18 protein-coding genes and 1 pseudogene are annotated in these 17,238 nt (G+C 51.7%); 13 read left to right on the top strand and 6 right to left on the bottom strand.

The window, feature by feature from the left end; all coding sequences use genetic code 11:
* Positions 1-119: 119 nt before the first annotated feature.
* From ACOTX2_RS19190 to ACOTX2_RS19165, 6 genes are all read right to left on the bottom strand, one after another.
* Positions 120-695: a TerD family protein gene (locus tag ACOTX2_RS19190; RefSeq protein WP_000301247.1), complete on the bottom strand. Its 576-nt coding sequence runs from the start codon at positions 693-695 to the stop codon at positions 120-122.
* 68 nt (positions 696-763) lie between these two features.
* Positions 764-1,342, bottom strand: coding sequence for a tellurium resistance membrane protein TerD (gene terD, locus ACOTX2_RS19185; RefSeq protein ID WP_000116680.1), 579 nt, complete (start codon positions 1,340-1,342; stop codon positions 764-766).
* A 48-nt stretch (positions 1,343-1,390) separates the two neighbouring features.
* Positions 1,391-2,431, bottom strand: a complete 1,041-nt coding sequence (gene terC, locus ACOTX2_RS19180; RefSeq protein ID WP_000255079.1) for a tellurium resistance membrane protein TerC — start codon at positions 2,429-2,431, stop codon at positions 1,391-1,393.
* Positions 2,432-2,453: 22 nt separating this feature from the next.
* Entirely contained in the window at positions 2,454-2,909 is a 456-nt protein-coding gene (locus ACOTX2_RS19175) for a tellurite resistance TerB family protein (protein ID WP_000007449.1), read from the bottom strand.
* 22 nt (positions 2,910-2,931) lie between these two features.
* The gene (locus ACOTX2_RS19170) at positions 2,932-4,089 is read right to left on the bottom strand and encodes a TerD family protein (RefSeq protein WP_044704557.1); all 1,158 of its coding nucleotides are present in this window, start codon (positions 4,087-4,089) and stop codon (positions 2,932-2,934) included.
* Entirely contained in the window at positions 4,089-4,670 is a 582-nt protein-coding gene (locus ACOTX2_RS19165) for a tellurium resistance-associated protein TerZ (protein WP_000254137.1), read from the bottom strand. Before ACOTX2_RS19165 ends, ACOTX2_RS19170 begins: the two co-directional genes overlap by 1 nt.
* A 320-nt stretch (positions 4,671-4,990) precedes the next feature.
* On the opposite strand from ACOTX2_RS19165, the gene ACOTX2_RS19160 reads away from it, so the two are divergent.
* From ACOTX2_RS19160 to ACOTX2_RS19100, 13 genes and pseudogenes are all read left to right on the top strand, one after another.
* On the top strand, positions 4,991-6,049 hold the full coding sequence (locus ACOTX2_RS19160; protein ID WP_012695441.1) for an ATP-grasp domain-containing protein: 1,059 nt from the start codon (positions 4,991-4,993) through the stop codon (positions 6,047-6,049).
* Positions 6,050-6,058: 9 nt separating this feature from the next.
* Entirely contained in the window at positions 6,059-7,201 is a 1,143-nt protein-coding gene (locus ACOTX2_RS19155; RefSeq protein WP_001280115.1) for a phosphoribosyltransferase domain-containing protein, read from the top strand.
* Positions 7,194-7,967 carry a hypothetical protein gene (locus ACOTX2_RS19150; protein ID WP_001040058.1) on the top strand — a complete coding sequence of 258 codons (774 nt, stop codon included), beginning with the start codon at positions 7,194-7,196 and terminating at the stop codon, positions 7,965-7,967. The genes ACOTX2_RS19155 and ACOTX2_RS19150 overlap by 8 nt, the downstream gene beginning before the upstream one ends.
* A 1-nt stretch (position 7,968) precedes the next feature.
* Entirely contained in the window at positions 7,969-9,048 is a 1,080-nt protein-coding gene (locus ACOTX2_RS19145; protein WP_001585166.1) for a cysteine protease StiP family protein, read from the top strand.
* The gene (locus tag ACOTX2_RS19140) at positions 9,048-10,004 is read left to right on the top strand and encodes an HpcH/HpaI aldolase/citrate lyase family protein (RefSeq protein WP_011152965.1); all 957 of its coding nucleotides are present in this window, start codon (positions 9,048-9,050) and stop codon (positions 10,002-10,004) included. Before ACOTX2_RS19145 ends, ACOTX2_RS19140 begins: the two co-directional genes overlap by 1 nt.
* Positions 10,005-10,014: 10 nt before the next feature.
* Positions 10,015-11,223 carry a DUF4236 domain-containing protein gene (locus ACOTX2_RS19135; RefSeq protein ID WP_011152964.1) on the top strand — a complete coding sequence of 403 codons (1,209 nt, stop codon included), beginning with the start codon at positions 10,015-10,017 and terminating at the stop codon, positions 11,221-11,223.
* A gap of 17 nt (positions 11,224-11,240) precedes the next feature.
* Positions 11,241-11,708 (top strand): tellurium resistance protein TerW, encoded by a 468-nt coding sequence (gene terW, locus ACOTX2_RS19130; protein ID WP_001176767.1) that lies wholly within the window; start codon positions 11,241-11,243, stop codon positions 11,706-11,708.
* A 462-nt stretch (positions 11,709-12,170) separates the two neighbouring features.
* Complete coding sequence (locus ACOTX2_RS19125; protein WP_001253657.1) at positions 12,171-12,809, top strand: vWA domain-containing protein; 639 nt, start codon at positions 12,171-12,173, stop codon at positions 12,807-12,809.
* Positions 12,810-12,831: 22 nt separating this feature from the next.
* Positions 12,832-13,473, top strand: coding sequence for a TerD family protein (locus tag ACOTX2_RS19120; RefSeq protein WP_000116681.1), 642 nt, complete (start codon positions 12,832-12,834; stop codon positions 13,471-13,473).
* Positions 13,473-14,111 (top strand): vWA domain-containing protein, encoded by a 639-nt coding sequence (locus ACOTX2_RS19115; protein WP_001253658.1) that lies wholly within the window; start codon positions 13,473-13,475, stop codon positions 14,109-14,111. Before ACOTX2_RS19120 ends, ACOTX2_RS19115 begins: the two co-directional genes overlap by 1 nt.
* Before the next feature lie 84 nt (positions 14,112-14,195).
* Positions 14,196-15,236 carry a TerY-C metal binding domain-containing protein gene (locus ACOTX2_RS19110; RefSeq protein WP_001253656.1) on the top strand — a complete coding sequence of 347 codons (1,041 nt, stop codon included), beginning with the start codon at positions 14,196-14,198 and terminating at the stop codon, positions 15,234-15,236.
* Positions 15,236-16,873: a PP2C family serine/threonine-protein phosphatase gene (locus tag ACOTX2_RS19105; RefSeq protein ID WP_000081059.1), complete on the top strand. Its 1,638-nt coding sequence runs from the start codon at positions 15,236-15,238 to the stop codon at positions 16,871-16,873. The genes ACOTX2_RS19110 and ACOTX2_RS19105 overlap by 1 nt, the downstream gene beginning before the upstream one ends.
* 25 nt (positions 16,874-16,898) lie before the next feature.
* Positions 16,899-17,238: pseudogene (locus tag ACOTX2_RS19100) on the top strand (kinase); the annotation flags it as partial.

Genomic DNA, 17,238 nt, shown 5'->3' with positions numbered 1-17,238 from the left:
TCAGAATTAACATCTCTCTGCTTTCTGAGATTCCCGAACCCTTTCTGCCCCCCCCCTCCTGATAGCGGATCGCAACCAAAAAAAACCCCGGCATTGCCGGGGTATGATTCAGCGTTATTTTAGATGTTAACGCCGTGCTGGGAGGCAAGAGCCGCCAGGCCACCGGCAAAGCCCTGACCGACAGCTTTAAACTTCCACTCAGCGCCATGACGATACAGTTCACCGAAGACCATAGCGGTTTCGGTTGAGGCATCTTCAGACAGATCGAAACGGGCAATTTCCGTGCCGTTGTCGTTGTTGTAAACGCGCATGAAGCTGTTGCTCACCATGCCGAAGTTTTGTTTACGCGCTTCTGCATCATAGATGGTAACGGCAAACACCAGTTTTTTGATATCTGCTGAGACTTTGGTCAGATCGATTTTGACCTGCTCATCGTCGCCGTCGCCTTCACCGGTACGGTTGTCGCCCTGGTGCTCTACCGCGCCATCAGGGCTGGTTTTGTTATTGAAGAAAATGAAATGCGCATCTGACAACACTTTACCGTCTTCGCCTACTGCGAACACGGAAGCGTCCAGGTCAAAACCCTGACCATCGGTTACACGGGCATCCCAGCCTAGGCCAACCATAGCAACATTCATGGTTGGTGCTTCTTTGGTCAGAGATACATTGCCGCCTTTTACGAGAGAAACTGCCATTTTTAGCTCCTGCAAACAGTTGAATGAGGGCTGCATTAACAGCCCCGGGTAGAAAAGTTACTTTTTGATCAGGACGCGTTAATGCCGTACTGAGCACATACAGATGCCAGACCACCAGCATAACCCTGACCTACTGCGCGGAATTTCCACTCACCATTGTGGCGATACAGCTCGCCGAACAGCATGGCAGTCTCAGTGGACGCATCTTCGGTCAGATCGTAGCGAGCAACTTCAGTCTGGTTATCGTCATTAACCAGACGAATAAACGCACCGGATACCTGACCAAAGCTCTGGCGACGAGCCTGAGCATCGTGGATGGTCACAACGAAGATGATCTTGTCAACTTCAGACGGGACGGCGTCCAGTTTAATTTTCAGCGATTCATCATCACCATCGCCCTCACCGGTGCGGTTATCGCCGGTGTGCGTTACGGAACCGTCGGATGACGTCAGGTTGTTATAGAAGATGAAATCTGAATCGCCGCGCACTTTGCCGTTTGAGGCCAGCAGGAATGCTGAAGCATCCAGGTCAAAGTCCTGACCGTCTGTTGAACGCGCATCCCAGCCAAGGCCCACCAGGACGTTTTTCATTGACGGAGCTGCTTTACTTAGGGAGACGTTCCCGCCTTTGGAAAGAGAAACACTCATAAAATAACCTCTTCGATTAGTAATTGTTCAGGTTAACACTTAAGGGGATTAACTCCCCTTTTCCTCAGATTCAGGTTTGCCCGGGAACATGACGCTTGCGAGAATGCCCAGCGCCAGTACACCCAGTACAACATACAGGCTGGTTGTTGCCGCGATGCTGTAACCATGATGCCAGATGTGATCGGTCGCATTCAGGCCGAGTTTTGCCGCGATGAAGAACAGCAGCACGATAACGGCCTTCTCCAGATGAACCAGGTACTGTTTCAGTGCCTCAAGGACAAAGTACAGAGTACGCAGGCCCAGGATAGCAAACATCATGGCACTATAGACGATAAGCGGTTCACGACTGACGGCAATGATTGCCGGTACCGAGTCAAACGCGAACATTACGTCCGAGAGTTCAACCACAGCCACACACAGGAACAGCGGGGTCGCATACAGCGCCGCTTTTTTACCACGGCCAATGGTGACATCGCTGTTTTCTGGTTTCGCCAGTTCAGCATCCACTTCCTTCTGGTTAAGCAGGAAGGCATGCCCTCTGAGCTTCGGCCAGATAGGGAAGAAGCGTTTAACCATGCGGTAAGCCAGATGCTGGGAGTAATCCTCAATTTCATCATCGTCATCACCGCTTTTAAGCATCATGACCGCTGTCCAGGCAACGATAATAGCGAAGACAACTTCAACATACGGCCCCAGACTCAGCAGGCTCGTACCGATGGCGACAAAGATGCCCCTGAAGACAATGGCACCAATGATCCCCCAGTAGAGAACACGGTGGCGATAACGATCCGGAACGGCGAACCAGGAGAAGATGGCCATCATGACGAACAGGTTATCGACCGACAGCACTTTCTCCAGCGCATAACCCGTGACAAACAGACTGGCAACCTCAGCACCGTGGTGGATATAGAGGAAACCGGCAAATGCCATCGCAACCACAACCCAGAATACGGACCAGAGCGCCGCACTCTTCAGCGAAATAGGCTTGTCATCACGGTGCATAAACAGGTCAATAAAGATGGCACCGACTGAAAGCGCAATAAAAACAATGACCGTTTCAGTCGGGAAGCCGATGTGTGTGGAAACCATATTTTACCCTTAGGGATGTGGATCAGAGGCCAAATTCAGCCGGGTCGAAGCCCAACGCGATAGCGATCTCGCGGGAGGCCAGTTTCTCGTCCTGATCGAAGTTACCGTCACTTTTCGCAACGGCAATACCAACACGTAAGGCCAGCTGAGCGGCCTCAGGCTGATCTTTCAGCGCCAGGATGTATTTCATGGTTTCGCCCTTGCCGATTTCAACATCGAAATCGAAGCTTGAAACCAGTTTATTGAAGAACTCAATCACCTCATTGGTATCGAAGACCTTCAGCTCTTCTGAAGAGCGCAGAAAGCCCATCATTTTCTGCTTTTCTTCCGAACTTACGCCGTCACTCGATACGGCAATACGGGCACATACAGCAACGGTGCCCTGCATGAATTTTTTGTTTTTGAAACGGCCAACCTGGCGGGTCAGTTCGTCACGGCCTGAGTTAATGGCACCTTTAACTTTGTCGAAAAAGCTCATACCTGTTTCCTTTGTTGCTGTGTTATTTAGAACCGGCGCTCCAGCGAAATCCCCAGCCAAATGCCCGGTCCATTTCGTCCTGGCCTTTGAAGTACTGGTTAATTCGCTCGACTTTAATTGCGCCGTTTTCGTTTACGAGTCTGGCAATGGCGCACAATGTGCGACGGTTTTCACCTTCGGTCAGGCGGGTCTCAATGGGCGGTTGATCCGGCACATGAATGGTGACCACACCATCAGTCTTGTCCCAGCTGGGAACACCTTCATAAATAAAGGCGTAAATCAGCACTTCGCGGATATGCTTCCATTCACGTCCATTGATATGCAGCCACTCGCCGTCTGATACATCACCCGTCCGGTCATCGCCCTTGAGCTGAACATACGGTTCATCGCGATAATCACCGAATGCATTACCGAGCGCCTGAATGACCGATTTATACCCGTCCTGAAGCTCAACAAAGGCCCCCAGATCCAGGTCGATTCCTTTGGAGCCGAACATGCCTGCAAAGCCTGATTTGCCGCTGCCCCGGTGCCAGTTCAGGTTGATCCGGATTTCACCGAAGTTATCCCGTTTGGTCAGGCTGATTGCAGGCTTCTCTTTTGTCAGCGATACCTTGCTCAGGCTGATTTTTGTCTCAACTGGCGGAGGGGTTACAACCGGAGGAGTCGGGGCTGCGGGAGCCGGTTCGTCGGCAATATTTACGCCGAAATGCTCTGCCAGCGGTTTAAGTCCACCGTTGAACCCCTGCGCAACGAAGCGGAATTTCCAGTCATTATTACGACGGTAAAATTCACCCAGAATTAAGGCTGCTTCCTGACGGCCGCTCAGTTCGACACTGCCGCTAACCAGGCCGGTAGCCCCTTGCTCCACGTCGATGGAAAGATTACGAAGACCGGACGCCGTCTGCCCACCGTCACAGGTCACGGTGAACGCAATTTTCTGGACATCAGGTTTCAGCCGGTTGAGCGCGACAGTAAAGGTTGAGTACTGGCCTTCACTGACCAGGCTGACGGTACCATCATCGTTACGTGGCTGACCATAAAACACCATGTCCGCATCACCCTGCACCTTCCCGTCGGCATACAGGCGAAACGCCGAAGCATCCACCTGGCCGCCCGAGGTGATCCGGACCCGCAACTCCTGGGCTGGAACGGGGGCATTGCCCCCCGGCGTCAGGTTCATTAGCGAATAACCGCTGAAACGATATCGGAGTGCATATCGTCAATTGTGCGGCCGCGACAGGCATGGCCAAGGGCGGTAAAGTCCCAGTTGCCGTTATTACGGCGCAGCGAAGAAATAACGATCCCGGTATGTGAGCCCTGCTCAGTCAGCTTGTAGCGAGCCAGCTCTTTGCCGGTTTGATCGACAACGCGGCAGAACGCGTTTTCGACGTCATTGAACGACTGACCACGGAAGCTGTTTACCGTAAACGCCAGGTATTCAACGTTTGCAGGCAGTCGGGAGAGGTTGACATTAATCACCTCATCGTCACCGTCACCTTCACCGGTCAGGTTATCGCCACTGTGCACAACAGCGCCGCAGGTGGATTCCAGTTTGCGGAACCAGATGGTGTCAATTGTTTTACCGGTGCTGTCCATTAATACGCAGCCAGCATCGAGATCGATTGAGTCGTTGCCTCCAAACAATCCTCCAAGAAGACCTTTTTTCTTAACCGGATCCCAACCGAGACCGAAATGAAGCTGGCTTAATGCAGATGATTCTTTGCTGAGTGATACCGTCTGGTTCTTAACTAATGAAACCATGTTTTATTCCTTAAAATGGTAATGACCGAGACAATCAAAGGTATATTTAGTAACTGACGAAGAAAATCATATCATGATGAAGTTCTCTGACAAGGGAAATTTTGGTAGTTTTCTGTAAAAACACAAAAAGAAATCCTTTTCAGGGTGTTAATTTTCTAAGTTTAATTTAAATATCAATGTGTTATCAGGAATCCAAAAAACCTGACGCACTCCATAACCACAGGAGTTATTAATCATATTATGATTGACATGTAGCTTAGACACTCATAGACTCACTTCTCAATCATAAATTTGCATGGCGTTCCGGATAATTAAAAAAAATGAACAAGAAAATTTGGTTTATGGAAGGTTTATCCTCCCAGCGAGATATTATTCAGGGGGTAAAATCATTTGCAAAAAAAAATAATTTTGCCATTACCGTTTTTGCCTCCCACCGTAACGAAAGAAATGAAATCCTTTCCGTTGCCGACTATTCTTTGACTGAACCTGAAGATCCTCAAAAACGTCTTCAGTTTATCCAGGAAACCATTCAGTCCTACGGCATCCACCATATTCATACTGGCCGTAACAGCCAGTGGTTTGAAGAACACCGTTCAGCCATTGAATCGACCGGTGCCACCCTTACTACCGGTGCAACGGGCGTCGACTGGTTAACTCTGGCTGACGAAAAAGTTACTTTTGCTCAGTTTATGGAGCAAAAGGGTCTCCCGGTCGTACCATCCTGGCGGGTGAATACGCTGGCAGAATTAAAAACACACCTCGCGGCCCCGCCGTTCACTGACAGCCCGGTATGCGTGAAGCCGGTGACGGGTATCTATGGCATGGGATTCTGGCGCTTTGATGACAGTGCTTCGCCTATGGCCGTCTTTAATCATCCCGAACATCGTCTGGTCAGTCCGCAACAGTATATTGCAGCAGCATCAGCTGCTGAGTCGTTTAAACCCCTTGTTTTGATGCCGTACCTGCCAGGCCCGGAATTTTCCGTCGATATCCTCGCGGATAAGGGCGAAATACTCGCAGCCGTGGGACGCCGTAAGGAAGGGGTTATCCAGTATCTGGTAAACGAAGGAAGCGCCTGGGAACTGGCGTGTGACTGCGCCAGGGTTATGAAGGCCGACGGGCTGGTGAATGTTCAGACGCGAAACGATGTGAATGGCAACCCGGTGCTGCTTGAAACCAACATGCGTCCGTCAGGGGGGGTGGGTTATACCCTTCACAGCGGGGTGAACCTTCCTGGGTTATTTGCTGCCTTTAAGCTCGGTCTGATGTCTGAAGATATGGTGCGCCAGAGCGCTAAAAACACCTTTTCTCCGGTTGCGGTGAGATCCATTACGGATGTAATTGCATACCCGGAATCACTCTCTAACCTTCTGAATTAAGGCGTATTTATGTCTGATATCCTCGAAGATATGATTTATCGCCGTACCCTCTCATGCGGTACGATTCAGGTAACCCGCGACCAGGGTGAAGTTTCGCTCGATGACCTGTTTGACATCGCTGAAAGACGTAACCCGAAACGCGCCTTTCTGTTTGTCAGCAAAGTACTCGGCAGGCACATTCCCGTGCCACCCTCAGTCATGCGGCAGGCCTACAGACAGCTTGCCAGCCAGTTCCCCTCGACACTGACAGGACCCGTACTGTTTATCGGTATGGCTGAAACCGCCGTTGGGCTTGGGGCCGGTGTATTTGATGAAGTGCGCCACCAGCATCCTGAATCTGTCTATCTGACCTCTACCCGTCACCCGGTTGATGGCACGTTGCTTTGCGAGTTCAAGGAAGAACACAGCCACGCCACCGATCATCTGATCTATCTGCCAGATGATGAAGAGAAAAGACGTCGTGTTACCAACGCACGAACGCTGGTTTTGATTGATGACGAGGCAACCACCGGTAATACCTTTATTAACCTGCTTTCAGCCCTGCGTAATACCGGCAAGCTTCAACATATTGAACAGGTTATAGCCGTTACGCTTACCGACTGGAGTGGCAAAGCCTTGTCCGAGCGCAGCACCTTACCAGTCACTTCGGTTTCTCTTGTAAGCGGTAAGTGGGGATGGACCCCATTACCTGATGCACCTGTCCCGGACATGCCGAAAGTCAACGTAACTTCACGAGGAGAATGGGACATCCAGGGAAAACAGTCCTGGGGCCGACTGGGGATGCTCGCACCTGCGGCCGATCTCGGCCATGAGGTCTCCGTCCACAAGGGGGAACGTATTCTGGTTCTCGGGACCGGGGAATTCGTCTGGGAGCCGTTCCTGCTTGCTGAACGGCTCGAAGCTGCCGGAGCACAGGCATTTTATGGATCGACCACCCGCTCCCCTATCGCCGTTGGTTATGCCATTGAGTCCGCCATTTCCTTTACGGATAACTACGGGCTGGGCATCCCCAATTTTGTCTATAACGTCGCCCACCAGCAGTTTGACCGCATTCTTGTGTGTACTGAGACACCCGCAGAAAGTATTGACACGCAGCTTCTTAAAGCGCTGGCTGAGGTTGCGGCCGTCGTGGAGATTGTTACCTATGAATAAACCCGTTGTTCTGAGCGACCTTGACGACACGCTCTTTCAGACCCGTCGTAAAATGGTGGACGAGCTGGCCCTGGAGCCATTCCGTACCGGTGCCGTTGATCGCACCCTGAATCCACGAAGCTTTATGACGGAAGAACAGTCCATGTTGGTGGACTGGCTCCTGGAGCAGGCTGAACTCATACCCGTTACCGCACGGGGAACTGAAGAAATCAGCCGCGTACGGATCCCTTTCCACTCCTGGGCAATCACCACTCACGGGGCCGTCATTCTCACGCCAGAAGGCAAACCCGACGAGGAGTGGAAGGCCCATATGCTCGGCCAGCTGGCTCCCTATCAGGAAAAGCTGACATCGATGCAGCGTCTGATCACTGAAATGATGGACGCAAAAGGGATCAATGCCTGGGCAAGGCTGAACTTCGAATACGGTGAAACGGCGGTTTATATGGTGATGAAGCACCGCGACAGCACCCGCCTTGACGAGCTCAATGCCATTGCAGATGAGATAGAAACGGTGTTTCCGACCGAGGGCTTCTACATCCACCGCAACAGTAATAACGTGGCCTGGCTTCCCACCGCGGTTGAGAAAGGGCTGGCAGTCAGATGGCTTCTTGAAAAACTTCGGGCTGAACGCGGAGTCTTCCCCGTAATTGGTCTGGGCGACAGCCTGAGCGATCATCGTTTTATGAAACTGTGCAGCTGGTTTGGCATCCCGCGTCAGAGTCAGTTTGCAGATGCCATTTCACAGCGAATTTTTGGAGAAAATTAAAATGCAGCCACATGACACATTTACCGGCTCATACCAGCCCGGTGACGTGGAATTTCTGCTAAAGCCGGTAGTCATTGAGATGACGCCGGTTGAGCAAAAAGAAGAGCTGATTCAGTCAGGGAAGAAACATTATTCGGACATGCTCAGTCAGGAGCCAGCGCCAACACAATGGCATCTTGATTTGTTTCACCGGGCGCTGGATCGGGGCGCAGAGAGACTTGCAAAAGAAGTCACACAGCTCGCTATTGCTCTGGCCGAACGCTTCGGTGATGAGCCCATTGTACTGGCCAGTCTCGTCAGAGCTGGCGTGCCGCTCGGCGTTATGCTGCACCAGGCCCTGCGTGACATGGGGAAAACCTCATGGCATTACGGTATCAGCATTATCCGGGATCGTGGAATTGACGGTGCAGCCCTCGACGTCATTGAAGAGCGCCATGGTACCAGCGGTATTGTCTTTGTTGACGGATGGACAGGTAAAGGCGCAATTACCGGAGAGCTTGTACGCGCACTGAAAGATCGCCCGGGCTATCCTGAGCAGCCGCGACTGGTTGTCCTGGCCGATCCCTGTGGCTGCTCCTGGCTTGCAGCCAGTGATGATGACTGGCTCATTCCTTTTGGCATCATGGGTGCGCCGGTATCAGGCCTGATCTCCCGGTCAGTATGGTCCTCTGAAGGATTACATGGGTGCATGGTTTGCGAGCATCTCAGTGAATTCGAATGCAGCCGGATGCTTGTCGATACCGTCGCCCATTTCCGTAAGAAGTTAACCCCGTCATCCCTCGCTACCCTGAGCTGGAATATGGAGTCAGCCCGGGTCTTATGGCAGACAAGTCGCGACGTTATCGCGTTCCTGGCCGATGAATTTAAAGTGGACAGCGTCAATCGTATTAAACCCGGTATTGCTGAAGCAACCCGGGCTGTATTACGTCGGGTACCGGACCATGTATTTGTGCGTTCTATTGACGACCCGGACGTTGCCTTGCTTGTAGGGCTTGCTCGTGAAAAGGGAATAGTTGTTACAGAAATGGGGGGAACCCTCGGCCAGTATCGGGCTGTAACCATTATCAAGAAGGTACTCTGATGAAAAATCGTCTTTCTCCCTGGAATCTGGGAGCCACGCTATACATGCCTGCAACACGGGAAGATATTGCTGATGCCGTCCTGCACGGGAAAATCCCGGGTTTGCGCTCTCTGGTGATTTGCCTGGAGGATGCTGTCAGTGAAGCAGACATCCCCATCGCCCTCAAAAATCTGGAGCACCTGCTGCACGAGCTCAGTAACAGCATGCGTAGCCTGGGTAAAAATGACTGGCCTCTGGTGTTCATTCGCCCTCGGCATGCCGAAATGGGCAGATGGTTAAAAGCGCATTATGATCTTTCCGCTGTCGATGGGTTTGTGTTGCCGAAATTTACCCTCAGTTCGTTAGCTGAATGGTGGGATATCATGGGCGGGACTCACCTGTGCATGATGCCAACGCTGGAAACAGAAGACGTCTTTGACGTGGTTCAGATGCGCGAGCTGGCCACTCGCCTGGTGGAACATCCCTGCCACGACCGCATTATTGCGCTTCGAATCGGCGGCAACGATCTTATGAACGTTGTGTCGCTTCGCCGCCCCCGGGACCTGACGCTGTATGACAGCCCGATGGGCTACGTCATCAAAATGCTCGTTTCAGTCTTCGGCCCGCGTGATTTTGCCCTGACCGCGCCCGTATGTGAGCATATTGACGATCATGCCGTTATGGCCAGAGAGCTGGCTCTTGATATGGCACATGGGCTTGTTGGGAAAACGGCCATTCACCCGGGTCAGATAGAGGTCATTCAAAACGCGCTGATGGTCACTCAGGGTGAGTATTCTGACGCTCTGCGGATCCTGAACTCTACCCAGGCCGTGTTTAAGTCGCAGGGAGCAATGTGTGAACCCGCCACACATCGCCGCTGGGCGGCTGGCATTCTGGACAGAGCTCGTTTTTATGGGTTACAGAACGAGCAAAGCGCTGATGGAATCAGATTACTTACCGTGACCCAGCATCATTAAGGAAATCATAATGGGGTTCAGGTTCAGAAAGTCGATCAACATTATTCCTGGCGTTCGCCTCAACCTGAGTAACGGTGCACCGAGCCTGAGTGTCGGGCCGAGAGGTGCTTCCGTTTCTTTTGGTAGCCGGGGGACCTATGCCAATCTGGGCTTGCCCGGTACCGGGCTGAGTTACCGTACCCGGCTTGACCGGGCCGCGCGTTCCGGAGGTGGAAACCGGACGGCAACCGACCCGGGGCTCAGACAGGCGCTTGAGCAGGAAGCCGCTGAACTCATGTCAGCGGTAACCGCAATCCGTAATATTCACGAGCTGACGCCGGATCCAAAAACAGGCATCAGCTGGGCAGAGCTGGAAGCAGTATACCTGCATAACAGAACGTCGCCTTTTCAGGTTCCGGCACCGGTGCGTCCAGAAAAGCCAGACTACCTTGCATTGCCGGAAAAGCCTGCCGAGAGCGAAGGCATTAGTTTTCTGGGTAAATGGTTTGAATCGGAATCAGCTAAAGCTGAGCGCCACGCCGAAAATCTTCGCCGGTGGCAGCAGGAGCTGATTGATGTGGAGCGTGAGAATACCCTTCGACAGCACCGGTACCAGCAACAACGGACGGCCTGGGCCGAACAGTATGCAAACTGGAAGTTTGAAGCAGAAGAACATGAAAAACGGCTCGCCACGGCTCAGGCAGATGCCCGGCAGCAGTTCCGGACAGACGCCGCGTTTTTCGAATCATACCTGGCGGGTGTGCTGGCAGAAACTGAATGGCCGCGTGAAACGATTGTTGCATTTGAAGTAAAGCCGGAGCTATCAGCAGTCCTGCTGGACGTTGATTTAGCTGAGATTGAAGATTTCCCTGATAAGATTTACGGCGTTAATGCCCGGGGCACGGAGCTGACGGAAAAAGCCATGACGCAAAAAGCCGTACGCGAAAACTATGCCCGCCACGTCCATGGCTGCTTGTTCCGCCTGGTCGGTATCGTTTTACATACGCTACCTTTCGACAACGTGATTGTGTCAGGCTTTACGCAACGGGTCAGTAAGCGGACCGGCTATCTGGAGGATGAGTATATCCTGTCCTGCAAATGCACTCGCAGCCAGATGTCGTCAGTAAATTTTGCAGGCATAGAACACATTGATCCGGTTGAAGCGTTAGGCGATCACCCGGTTATTCGAAAGATGAGCAGTACCTTCATTTTTCAGCCTATTGAACCACTAACCCTTTAAGCAGGCTAAATCTTACGATGCAATTAAATACCAGACAGGCCCGGATTTTTAAGCTTGCCAACTTACTGGGCACCGGCAAGCCCGTTTCCGCTGCCGACATTATAACCAGTCTGGAATGCTCAGAGCCGACATTAACCCGGGCCCTCAAAGAGCTACGCGAGTCATATTCTGCGGAGATCAAATACAGCAAGGCAGGTCATTCCTACCATCTCGTTAATCCGGGCCAGCTGGATAAAAAGACCCTTCGCCGGATGAATGAAGCGCTCGCACAGAATGCTGAACTGAAAACCGGTGAGTCTACAGGGAAGGTCGTACTCGATAAGGATAAAAAAACAGCCGTGTCCTTATCGCTACGCATGCGGATCTTAAGAAAAATTGACCGTCTGGCTGCGCTGAGTGGCTCGACCCGAAGTGAAGCGGTAGAGAAGCTGGCTCTGCACTCCGTTGACGAACTGATAAAAGAATACAGCGCTAAAAAGTCCTGACGCTAAATCTCAGACCGGGGTGAAAACCCCGGTTTTGTCATATTTTACCTCTGTATTGGCGTGACGTAGTTTTGATCTATTCTCCTCCCGCAATGCCAGCAGCGCCTTACTGACTACAAAACCTGGTGTCTTGACATCCTCTTGTGCTACACATCAATCTTTGGGCGTTTTACACTCCATTCATGCAGATCTGTGATGTATGATGAATTTCATACATAAGACAGTTTATTTGTCCGAGTTTTTTCAGAAATCTTATATTCCAGTCCGGTCTGAATTATTTTTCTGTTGATAAGAGGCCATTCACATGTCGGTAATTCTATGGTGGTTAACTTATTTCTTTAATGCCGCTTCTGAGTATTTAATCTCCACCCGACAGATGTCGTGCCGTTTTATCAAATCAACAAACCCTGGCCTCTTCCTGAAACTACTCTCCTCTTCCGATCTCTTAAGAAGGAATTACATTTGAGACGCTTACCCGTATATCTGCTACTCGACACGTCCGGCTCTATGCACGGAGAGCCTATCGAAGCGGTTAAAAATGGCGTTCAGACGCTGCTTACCACGCTGAAACAGGATCCGTATGCACTCGAAACGGCTCACGTGTCAGTGATCACCTTTGATTCTTCAGCCCGACAGGCAGTCCCCCTGACAGACCTCCTGAGTTTCCAGATGCCAGCACTAACAGCCAGCGGCACCACGTCTCTTGGCGAAGCGCTTTCCCTCACGGCCAGCTCCATTGCCAAAGAAGTACAGAAAACGACGGCTGACACTAAAGGTGACTGGCGTCCCCTTGTATTCCTGATGACGGATGGAAGTCCGAATGATGACTGGCGTAAAGGCCTGAATGACTTTAAAGCGGCCAGAACCGGCGTTGTTGTGGCATGTGCAGCCGGGCATGATGCCGATACCAGCGTCCTCAAAGAAATCACTGAAATCGTGGTTCAGCTCGATACAGCTGACAGTTCGACGATTAAAGCTTTCTTTAAATGGGTCAGTGCGAGCATTTCGGTAGGCAGTCAGAAAGTGGAGTCCAGCAAAAAAGAAGTGATCGGTCTTGAAGACCTGCCACCGCCGCCGCCAGAAGTAAATGTGGTCTTATAATTTTATTGATTAAGGGGATATCATGTCTGTCAGTCTGAGCAAAGGCCAGGGCGTAAGCCTGAAAAAAAATGAATACGATCTCTCGTCCGTTACTATCGGCCTCGGTTGGGATATTAATGAGGAAAAGAAAGGTTTTCTCGGCGGGATCTTTGGTAAAAAAGAAGAAGAATACGACCTTGATGTGATCGCTTTCCTGTGTAATTCAGCCGGAAAGGTGACCGATCTCGGCAATGTGGAAAATGGTAAACCAACGCTTGTGAATGGCGATATCATCTTTTTCAACAGCCTTCGCCATAAGTCAGGCAATATCTGGCTGACGGGCGATAACCGAACCGGAGCCGGTGACGGTGACGATGAGCAAATTATTGTGCGCCTGAATTCCCTTGACGCTCAGTACGAGAAAATTGTGTTCATCGTTCAGATCTACAATGGTGAAAAGCTCCAGCAGCACTTTGGTAAAGTTCAGAATGCCTTCATCCGGGCAGTAGATGCCCGTAATATTGAAATGGCACGATTCGATCTTTCTGGCGGACCCGCCTTCGCCAGCCAGCGCTCCATGGTCTTTGCCGAGCTGATACGCGAGGCTACAGGCTGGAAACTCAGGGCAATTGGTGAGCCTTCAGAATCAGATTCGTTTGTCTCGCACCTGAGGAATTACATGTGATGCGCCGCCTGCCTGTTTACCTTGTTATCGACACATCCGGCTCGATGCGCGGTGAGTCAATCCATTCCGTTAACGTTGGAATTCAGGCGATGCTTAGCGCTCTTCGCCAGGATCCCTACGCCCTCGAAAGCGTTCATATCTCCATTATCACCTATGACAATGAGGCGCGTGAGTTCATTCCTCTCACGCCGCTGGAAGACTTCCAGTTTTCTGACATCGTTGTGCCAAGCGCAGGCGGGACGTTCACCGGTGCTGCCCTTGAATGTCTGATGCAGTGTGTTGAACGGGATGTACGTCGCTCAGATGGTGATACCAAAGGAGACTGGCGTCCTCTGGTATTCCTGATGACTGATGGAACCCCTTCTGATGCCCTGGCGTACGGTGAAGCGGTAAAAGCGATTCGCGGCCGGGGATTCGGATCCATCATTGCCTGCGCCGTTGGTCCTAAAGCAGGCCATGAGCACTTAAAACAGCTCACCGATAAGGTTGTGTCTCTGGAGACGCTAGATTCAACCGCGTTTGCAGGTTTCTTTAAATGGGTATCGGCCAGCGTGTCTTCCGGCAGCACAAGCGCGGGGATTAATAACGGAACTGATACCCTTCCCCCTCCTCCACCAGAAATCCAGCTGGTGCTCTGACAGACAGAAAGGTGCTGTTTCCGGGCAGCACCTTTCTGTACAGCAACGTTTTCTGCTGGCCGTACCAGCCGTACGAGGAAAATTATGAGACGCCTTCCCGTGTTTTTTGTCCTGGACTGTTCAGAGTCCATGATTGGTGAAAACCTGAAAAAAATGACTGATGGTCTGCAAATGATCGTCGGAGATTTAAGAAAGGATCCACACGCACTTGAAACAGCCTGGGTCTCGGTAATCGCATTTGCCGGTGTAGCCCGTACGATTGTACCTCTTCACGAAATTGCCTCGTTCTACCCTCCCCGCCTTCCCGTTGGCGGCGGTACGAGCCTTGGAGCTGCATTGCGTGAGCTGACCGTGCAAATTGATACCCAGGTCAGAAAAACCACTCATGAGGCTAAAGGCGACTGGAAACCCGTCGTGTATCTCCTTACCGACGGACGTCCGACTGACGACACAACCGCAGAAGTGAAGCGCTGGAAGGATCACTACGCGAGTAAAGTGAATCTCATTGCCGTTGGCCTGGGGCCGTCAGCGGACCTGAATATCCTGCGGCAACTGACAGAGAATGTCATGCTGTTCACCGAATCTCAGGAAGGGGACTTTACCCGCTTCATCAAATGGATCACGGCCTCGGTTACGGCGCACAGCCGCAGCGTCGGGGACGACAAACAACCTGAGCTCAGCCAGACTGAATACATAGTCCGGCTGGCCAAGGACGAGCCAGTAAAAGCGTACGACGAAAACTGCGTTACGCTTACCGGCCGTTGCAGCAAGACCCGTCGTCCGTACCTGATGAAGTATGAACGGCCACCAGCAAGGGTTTCCGGGCTCGATTTCAGTCTGAACCTGAACAGCTTTAATATTGCCGGATGCTATCCCATCGATGAGGACTATTTTGCGTGGTCAGATGCCACCGCTACCGGTTTGCAGGTAAATACCAGCGAACTGCATGGCGTACCGGGTTGCCCCCACTGCGGTAATGCCAGTGCGTTTGCCCTGTGCTCATGCGGAAAGTTGCTGTGTATTGACGGCCCGGATGACGTGATCTGCCCGTGGTGTGAAACAGGCCTGTCATTCAGCAATGATGGCGGAAACACTAACTTCGACGTAAACAGAGGGAGAGGTTGATGTCGCAAAATGCTTTACTTGAAGAGAAGATTATCCGCTTAGTTCTGTCTGAGCTGGGCCACCCTGTTGAAGGTGAGCGGCTTTTACTTCTATCGCAGGACCCATCCCTTACCGAAGAAATTATGCGGCTTAAAGAGCGGATTGAGAGCCTTGCACAGGGTTTATCTGCGCGGGTTAGCGAAGGTGATAACGACGCAGAGATTGCCGCCTCGTCAGCATCCAGTCTTTCCGATCAGCAACAAACGGTCGTAAGTGTTGCTGATAACCCGGGCATTGACGCTACCGATACATCAGCACTGCAACCCCTGCCAGAAAATGAGCCTCATCCTCCGTTCTGGAAGCTGATGCCTTATTACGAATTTGATAAACCAGCACAGAGGGAAGACGAAAACCTGTCTTCCCTGGTATTAAAACCCGGGCAGATACCGACAGGCCAGCAGCGGGCCAGCTTAGCTGTGCCACCTGCCGTTCCCCCGAGAGCTAAAATAACGATCCCCAACGCCCGCGCAGGCGAACGTTTCTCTTCGCCGGTTGCTATCGTTCTGGGTGAGGGCCAGCAGGCTACTGTCAGGGACGTTGTCTTTCCCCGGAACATTGGCCTGTCTTTTGACAAAGAACAGGAGTTGCTGACAGGTACTCCCACCGAAAGCGGCGATATAGAGCTTTCAGTAATCTGGTCATGCACGTCGCACGACGAATGTGAAACAAAACAGCTATTTATAATCAATCCCGATCCGAGAAGCCTGTGGAAGGTGGTAGAGCCACCAGCAGACGCTCCCTACCCTAAGTCCCATCTGGACGCTGCTGGCCTGGTCAGGGGTGATATACGTATTGCTGCCGCCAGTCGCCGGGGACGCTCTCATGAGCATGCCGGAAGCTTCAGAGATGACGACTTCTACATCAACCACTGCCAGGAAACAGGATGGTCTGTCATGCTGGTCGCAGACGGAGCCGGTAGTGCGGTAAATTCCCGGGAAGGCTCCCGGATTGCAGTCAAAACGGCTGGCGATTACCTTTTAAATCAGCTCAGTGGTGTGAAAGGCGTCCATTTAAAGCAGCACATCACGGCGTGGGAAGGGAGCGATCAGCAGGCAACAATAAACGCCATGCTTCATCATTTTAAACAGGCAGCTACGCTCGCGGTCAACAGTATCCAGAACGAAGCCATTTGTGCAGAACAACCTGTGAAATCCTATTCAACAACCCTTCTGGCAACTGTAGCGCTACGAACTGATAACGAGCTGTTTGCGGCTGCATTCTGGCTTGGTGATGGTGCGATAGGTGCATACAGCCCTTCCGGTAAAGTCAGGATACTGGGAAATCCCGATAGCGGAGAATACGCAGGACAAACCCGTTTCCTTGACCAGAGCATTATCGCAGACCCCTCGTTTAGCGGCCGCATCAGCGTGGGTAAATGGAATGATGTATCTCACTTGATCCTCATGACAGACGGCGTCTCAGACCCTCTGTTTGAGACGGATAATGGGCTTCGCAGTGACGAAAAATGGACCCGTCTCGTTGATGAGCTCAACCCTGTCCTTACAGACGCCAGTATTGCGCCTGAGAGGTTAGGCGACTGGCTTAACTTTTTCTCCACAGGGAACCATGATGACCGCACTATTGCGGTGTTGTGGTAAGGGATACGCTTTTTCGGTGATCAATATGGCAAATATCGTTACGTGCAAAACAAAGGACGGCGAAACAGTCCAGTATGTTGACGAGGTAATTGGTTCGGGCTCGATGAAGGATGTTTACTTTTCGCCTGATAAATCATACGTCGTCGCTTTTTATCATAAACCGCAGAACGAGCAGGCCCGGGATCGGATTGATATGATCACCGGACGCTACAGGCAAAACATTTTTGGCCAGTCCGGAGGTGAATACTGGAAGGACCTGTTTTGCTGGCCGACCCATGTTGTTGAGCATGGGCATAAAATCGGCATCGTGGTTCCAACCTACAAAAGCTACTTTTTCTTTAAATACGGCTCTAAAAACGATGATT

It is taken from the genome of Enterobacter cloacae complex sp. IR5412 (assembly GCF_049237385.1).
Classification (GTDB): Bacteria; Pseudomonadota; Gammaproteobacteria; order Enterobacterales; family Enterobacteriaceae; genus Enterobacter; species Enterobacter intestinihominis.
The sequence above is the reverse complement of the archived record's forward strand: the minus strand, read 5'-3'. Positions and strand labels throughout refer to the sequence as shown.

Bases quoted from the DNA above. Each gene is read 5' to 3' on its own strand.
- ACOTX2_RS19190 (WP_000301247.1), bottom strand. From the start codon at position 695: ATGGCAGTTTCTCTCGTAAAAGGCGGCAATGTATCTCTGACCAAAGAA.
- terD (WP_000116680.1), bottom strand. From the start codon at position 1,342: ATGAGTGTTTCTCTTTCCAAAGGCGGGAACGTCTCCCTAAGTAAAGCA.
- terC (WP_000255079.1), bottom strand. From the start codon at position 2,431: ATGGTTTCCACACACATCGGCTTCCCGACTGAAACGGTCATTGTTTTT.
- ACOTX2_RS19175 (WP_000007449.1), bottom strand. From the start codon at position 2,909: ATGAGCTTTTTCGACAAAGTTAAAGGTGCCATTAACTCAGGCCGTGAC.
- ACOTX2_RS19170 (WP_044704557.1), bottom strand. From the start codon at position 4,089: ATGAACCTGACGCCGGGGGGCAATGCCCCCGTTCCAGCCCAGGAGTTG.
- ACOTX2_RS19165 (WP_000254137.1), bottom strand. From the start codon at position 4,670: ATGGTTTCATTAGTTAAGAACCAGACGGTATCACTCAGCAAAGAATCA.
- ACOTX2_RS19160 (WP_012695441.1), top strand. From the start codon at position 4,991: ATGAACAAGAAAATTTGGTTTATGGAAGGTTTATCCTCCCAGCGAGAT.
- ACOTX2_RS19155 (WP_001280115.1), top strand. From the start codon at position 6,059: ATGTCTGATATCCTCGAAGATATGATTTATCGCCGTACCCTCTCATGC.
- ACOTX2_RS19150 (WP_001040058.1), top strand. From the start codon at position 7,194: ATGAATAAACCCGTTGTTCTGAGCGACCTTGACGACACGCTCTTTCAG.
- ACOTX2_RS19145 (WP_001585166.1), top strand. From the start codon at position 7,969: ATGCAGCCACATGACACATTTACCGGCTCATACCAGCCCGGTGACGTG.
- ACOTX2_RS19140 (WP_011152965.1), top strand. From the start codon at position 9,048: ATGAAAAATCGTCTTTCTCCCTGGAATCTGGGAGCCACGCTATACATG.
- ACOTX2_RS19135 (WP_011152964.1), top strand. From the start codon at position 10,015: ATGGGGTTCAGGTTCAGAAAGTCGATCAACATTATTCCTGGCGTTCGC.
- terW (WP_001176767.1), top strand. From the start codon at position 11,241: ATGCAATTAAATACCAGACAGGCCCGGATTTTTAAGCTTGCCAACTTA.
- ACOTX2_RS19120 (WP_000116681.1), top strand. From the start codon at position 12,832: ATGTCTGTCAGTCTGAGCAAAGGCCAGGGCGTAAGCCTGAAAAAAAAT.
- ACOTX2_RS19115 (WP_001253658.1), top strand. From the start codon at position 13,473: ATGCGCCGCCTGCCTGTTTACCTTGTTATCGACACATCCGGCTCGATG.
- ACOTX2_RS19110 (WP_001253656.1), top strand. From the start codon at position 14,196: ATGAGACGCCTTCCCGTGTTTTTTGTCCTGGACTGTTCAGAGTCCATG.
- ACOTX2_RS19105 (WP_000081059.1), top strand. From the start codon at position 15,236: ATGTCGCAAAATGCTTTACTTGAAGAGAAGATTATCCGCTTAGTTCTG.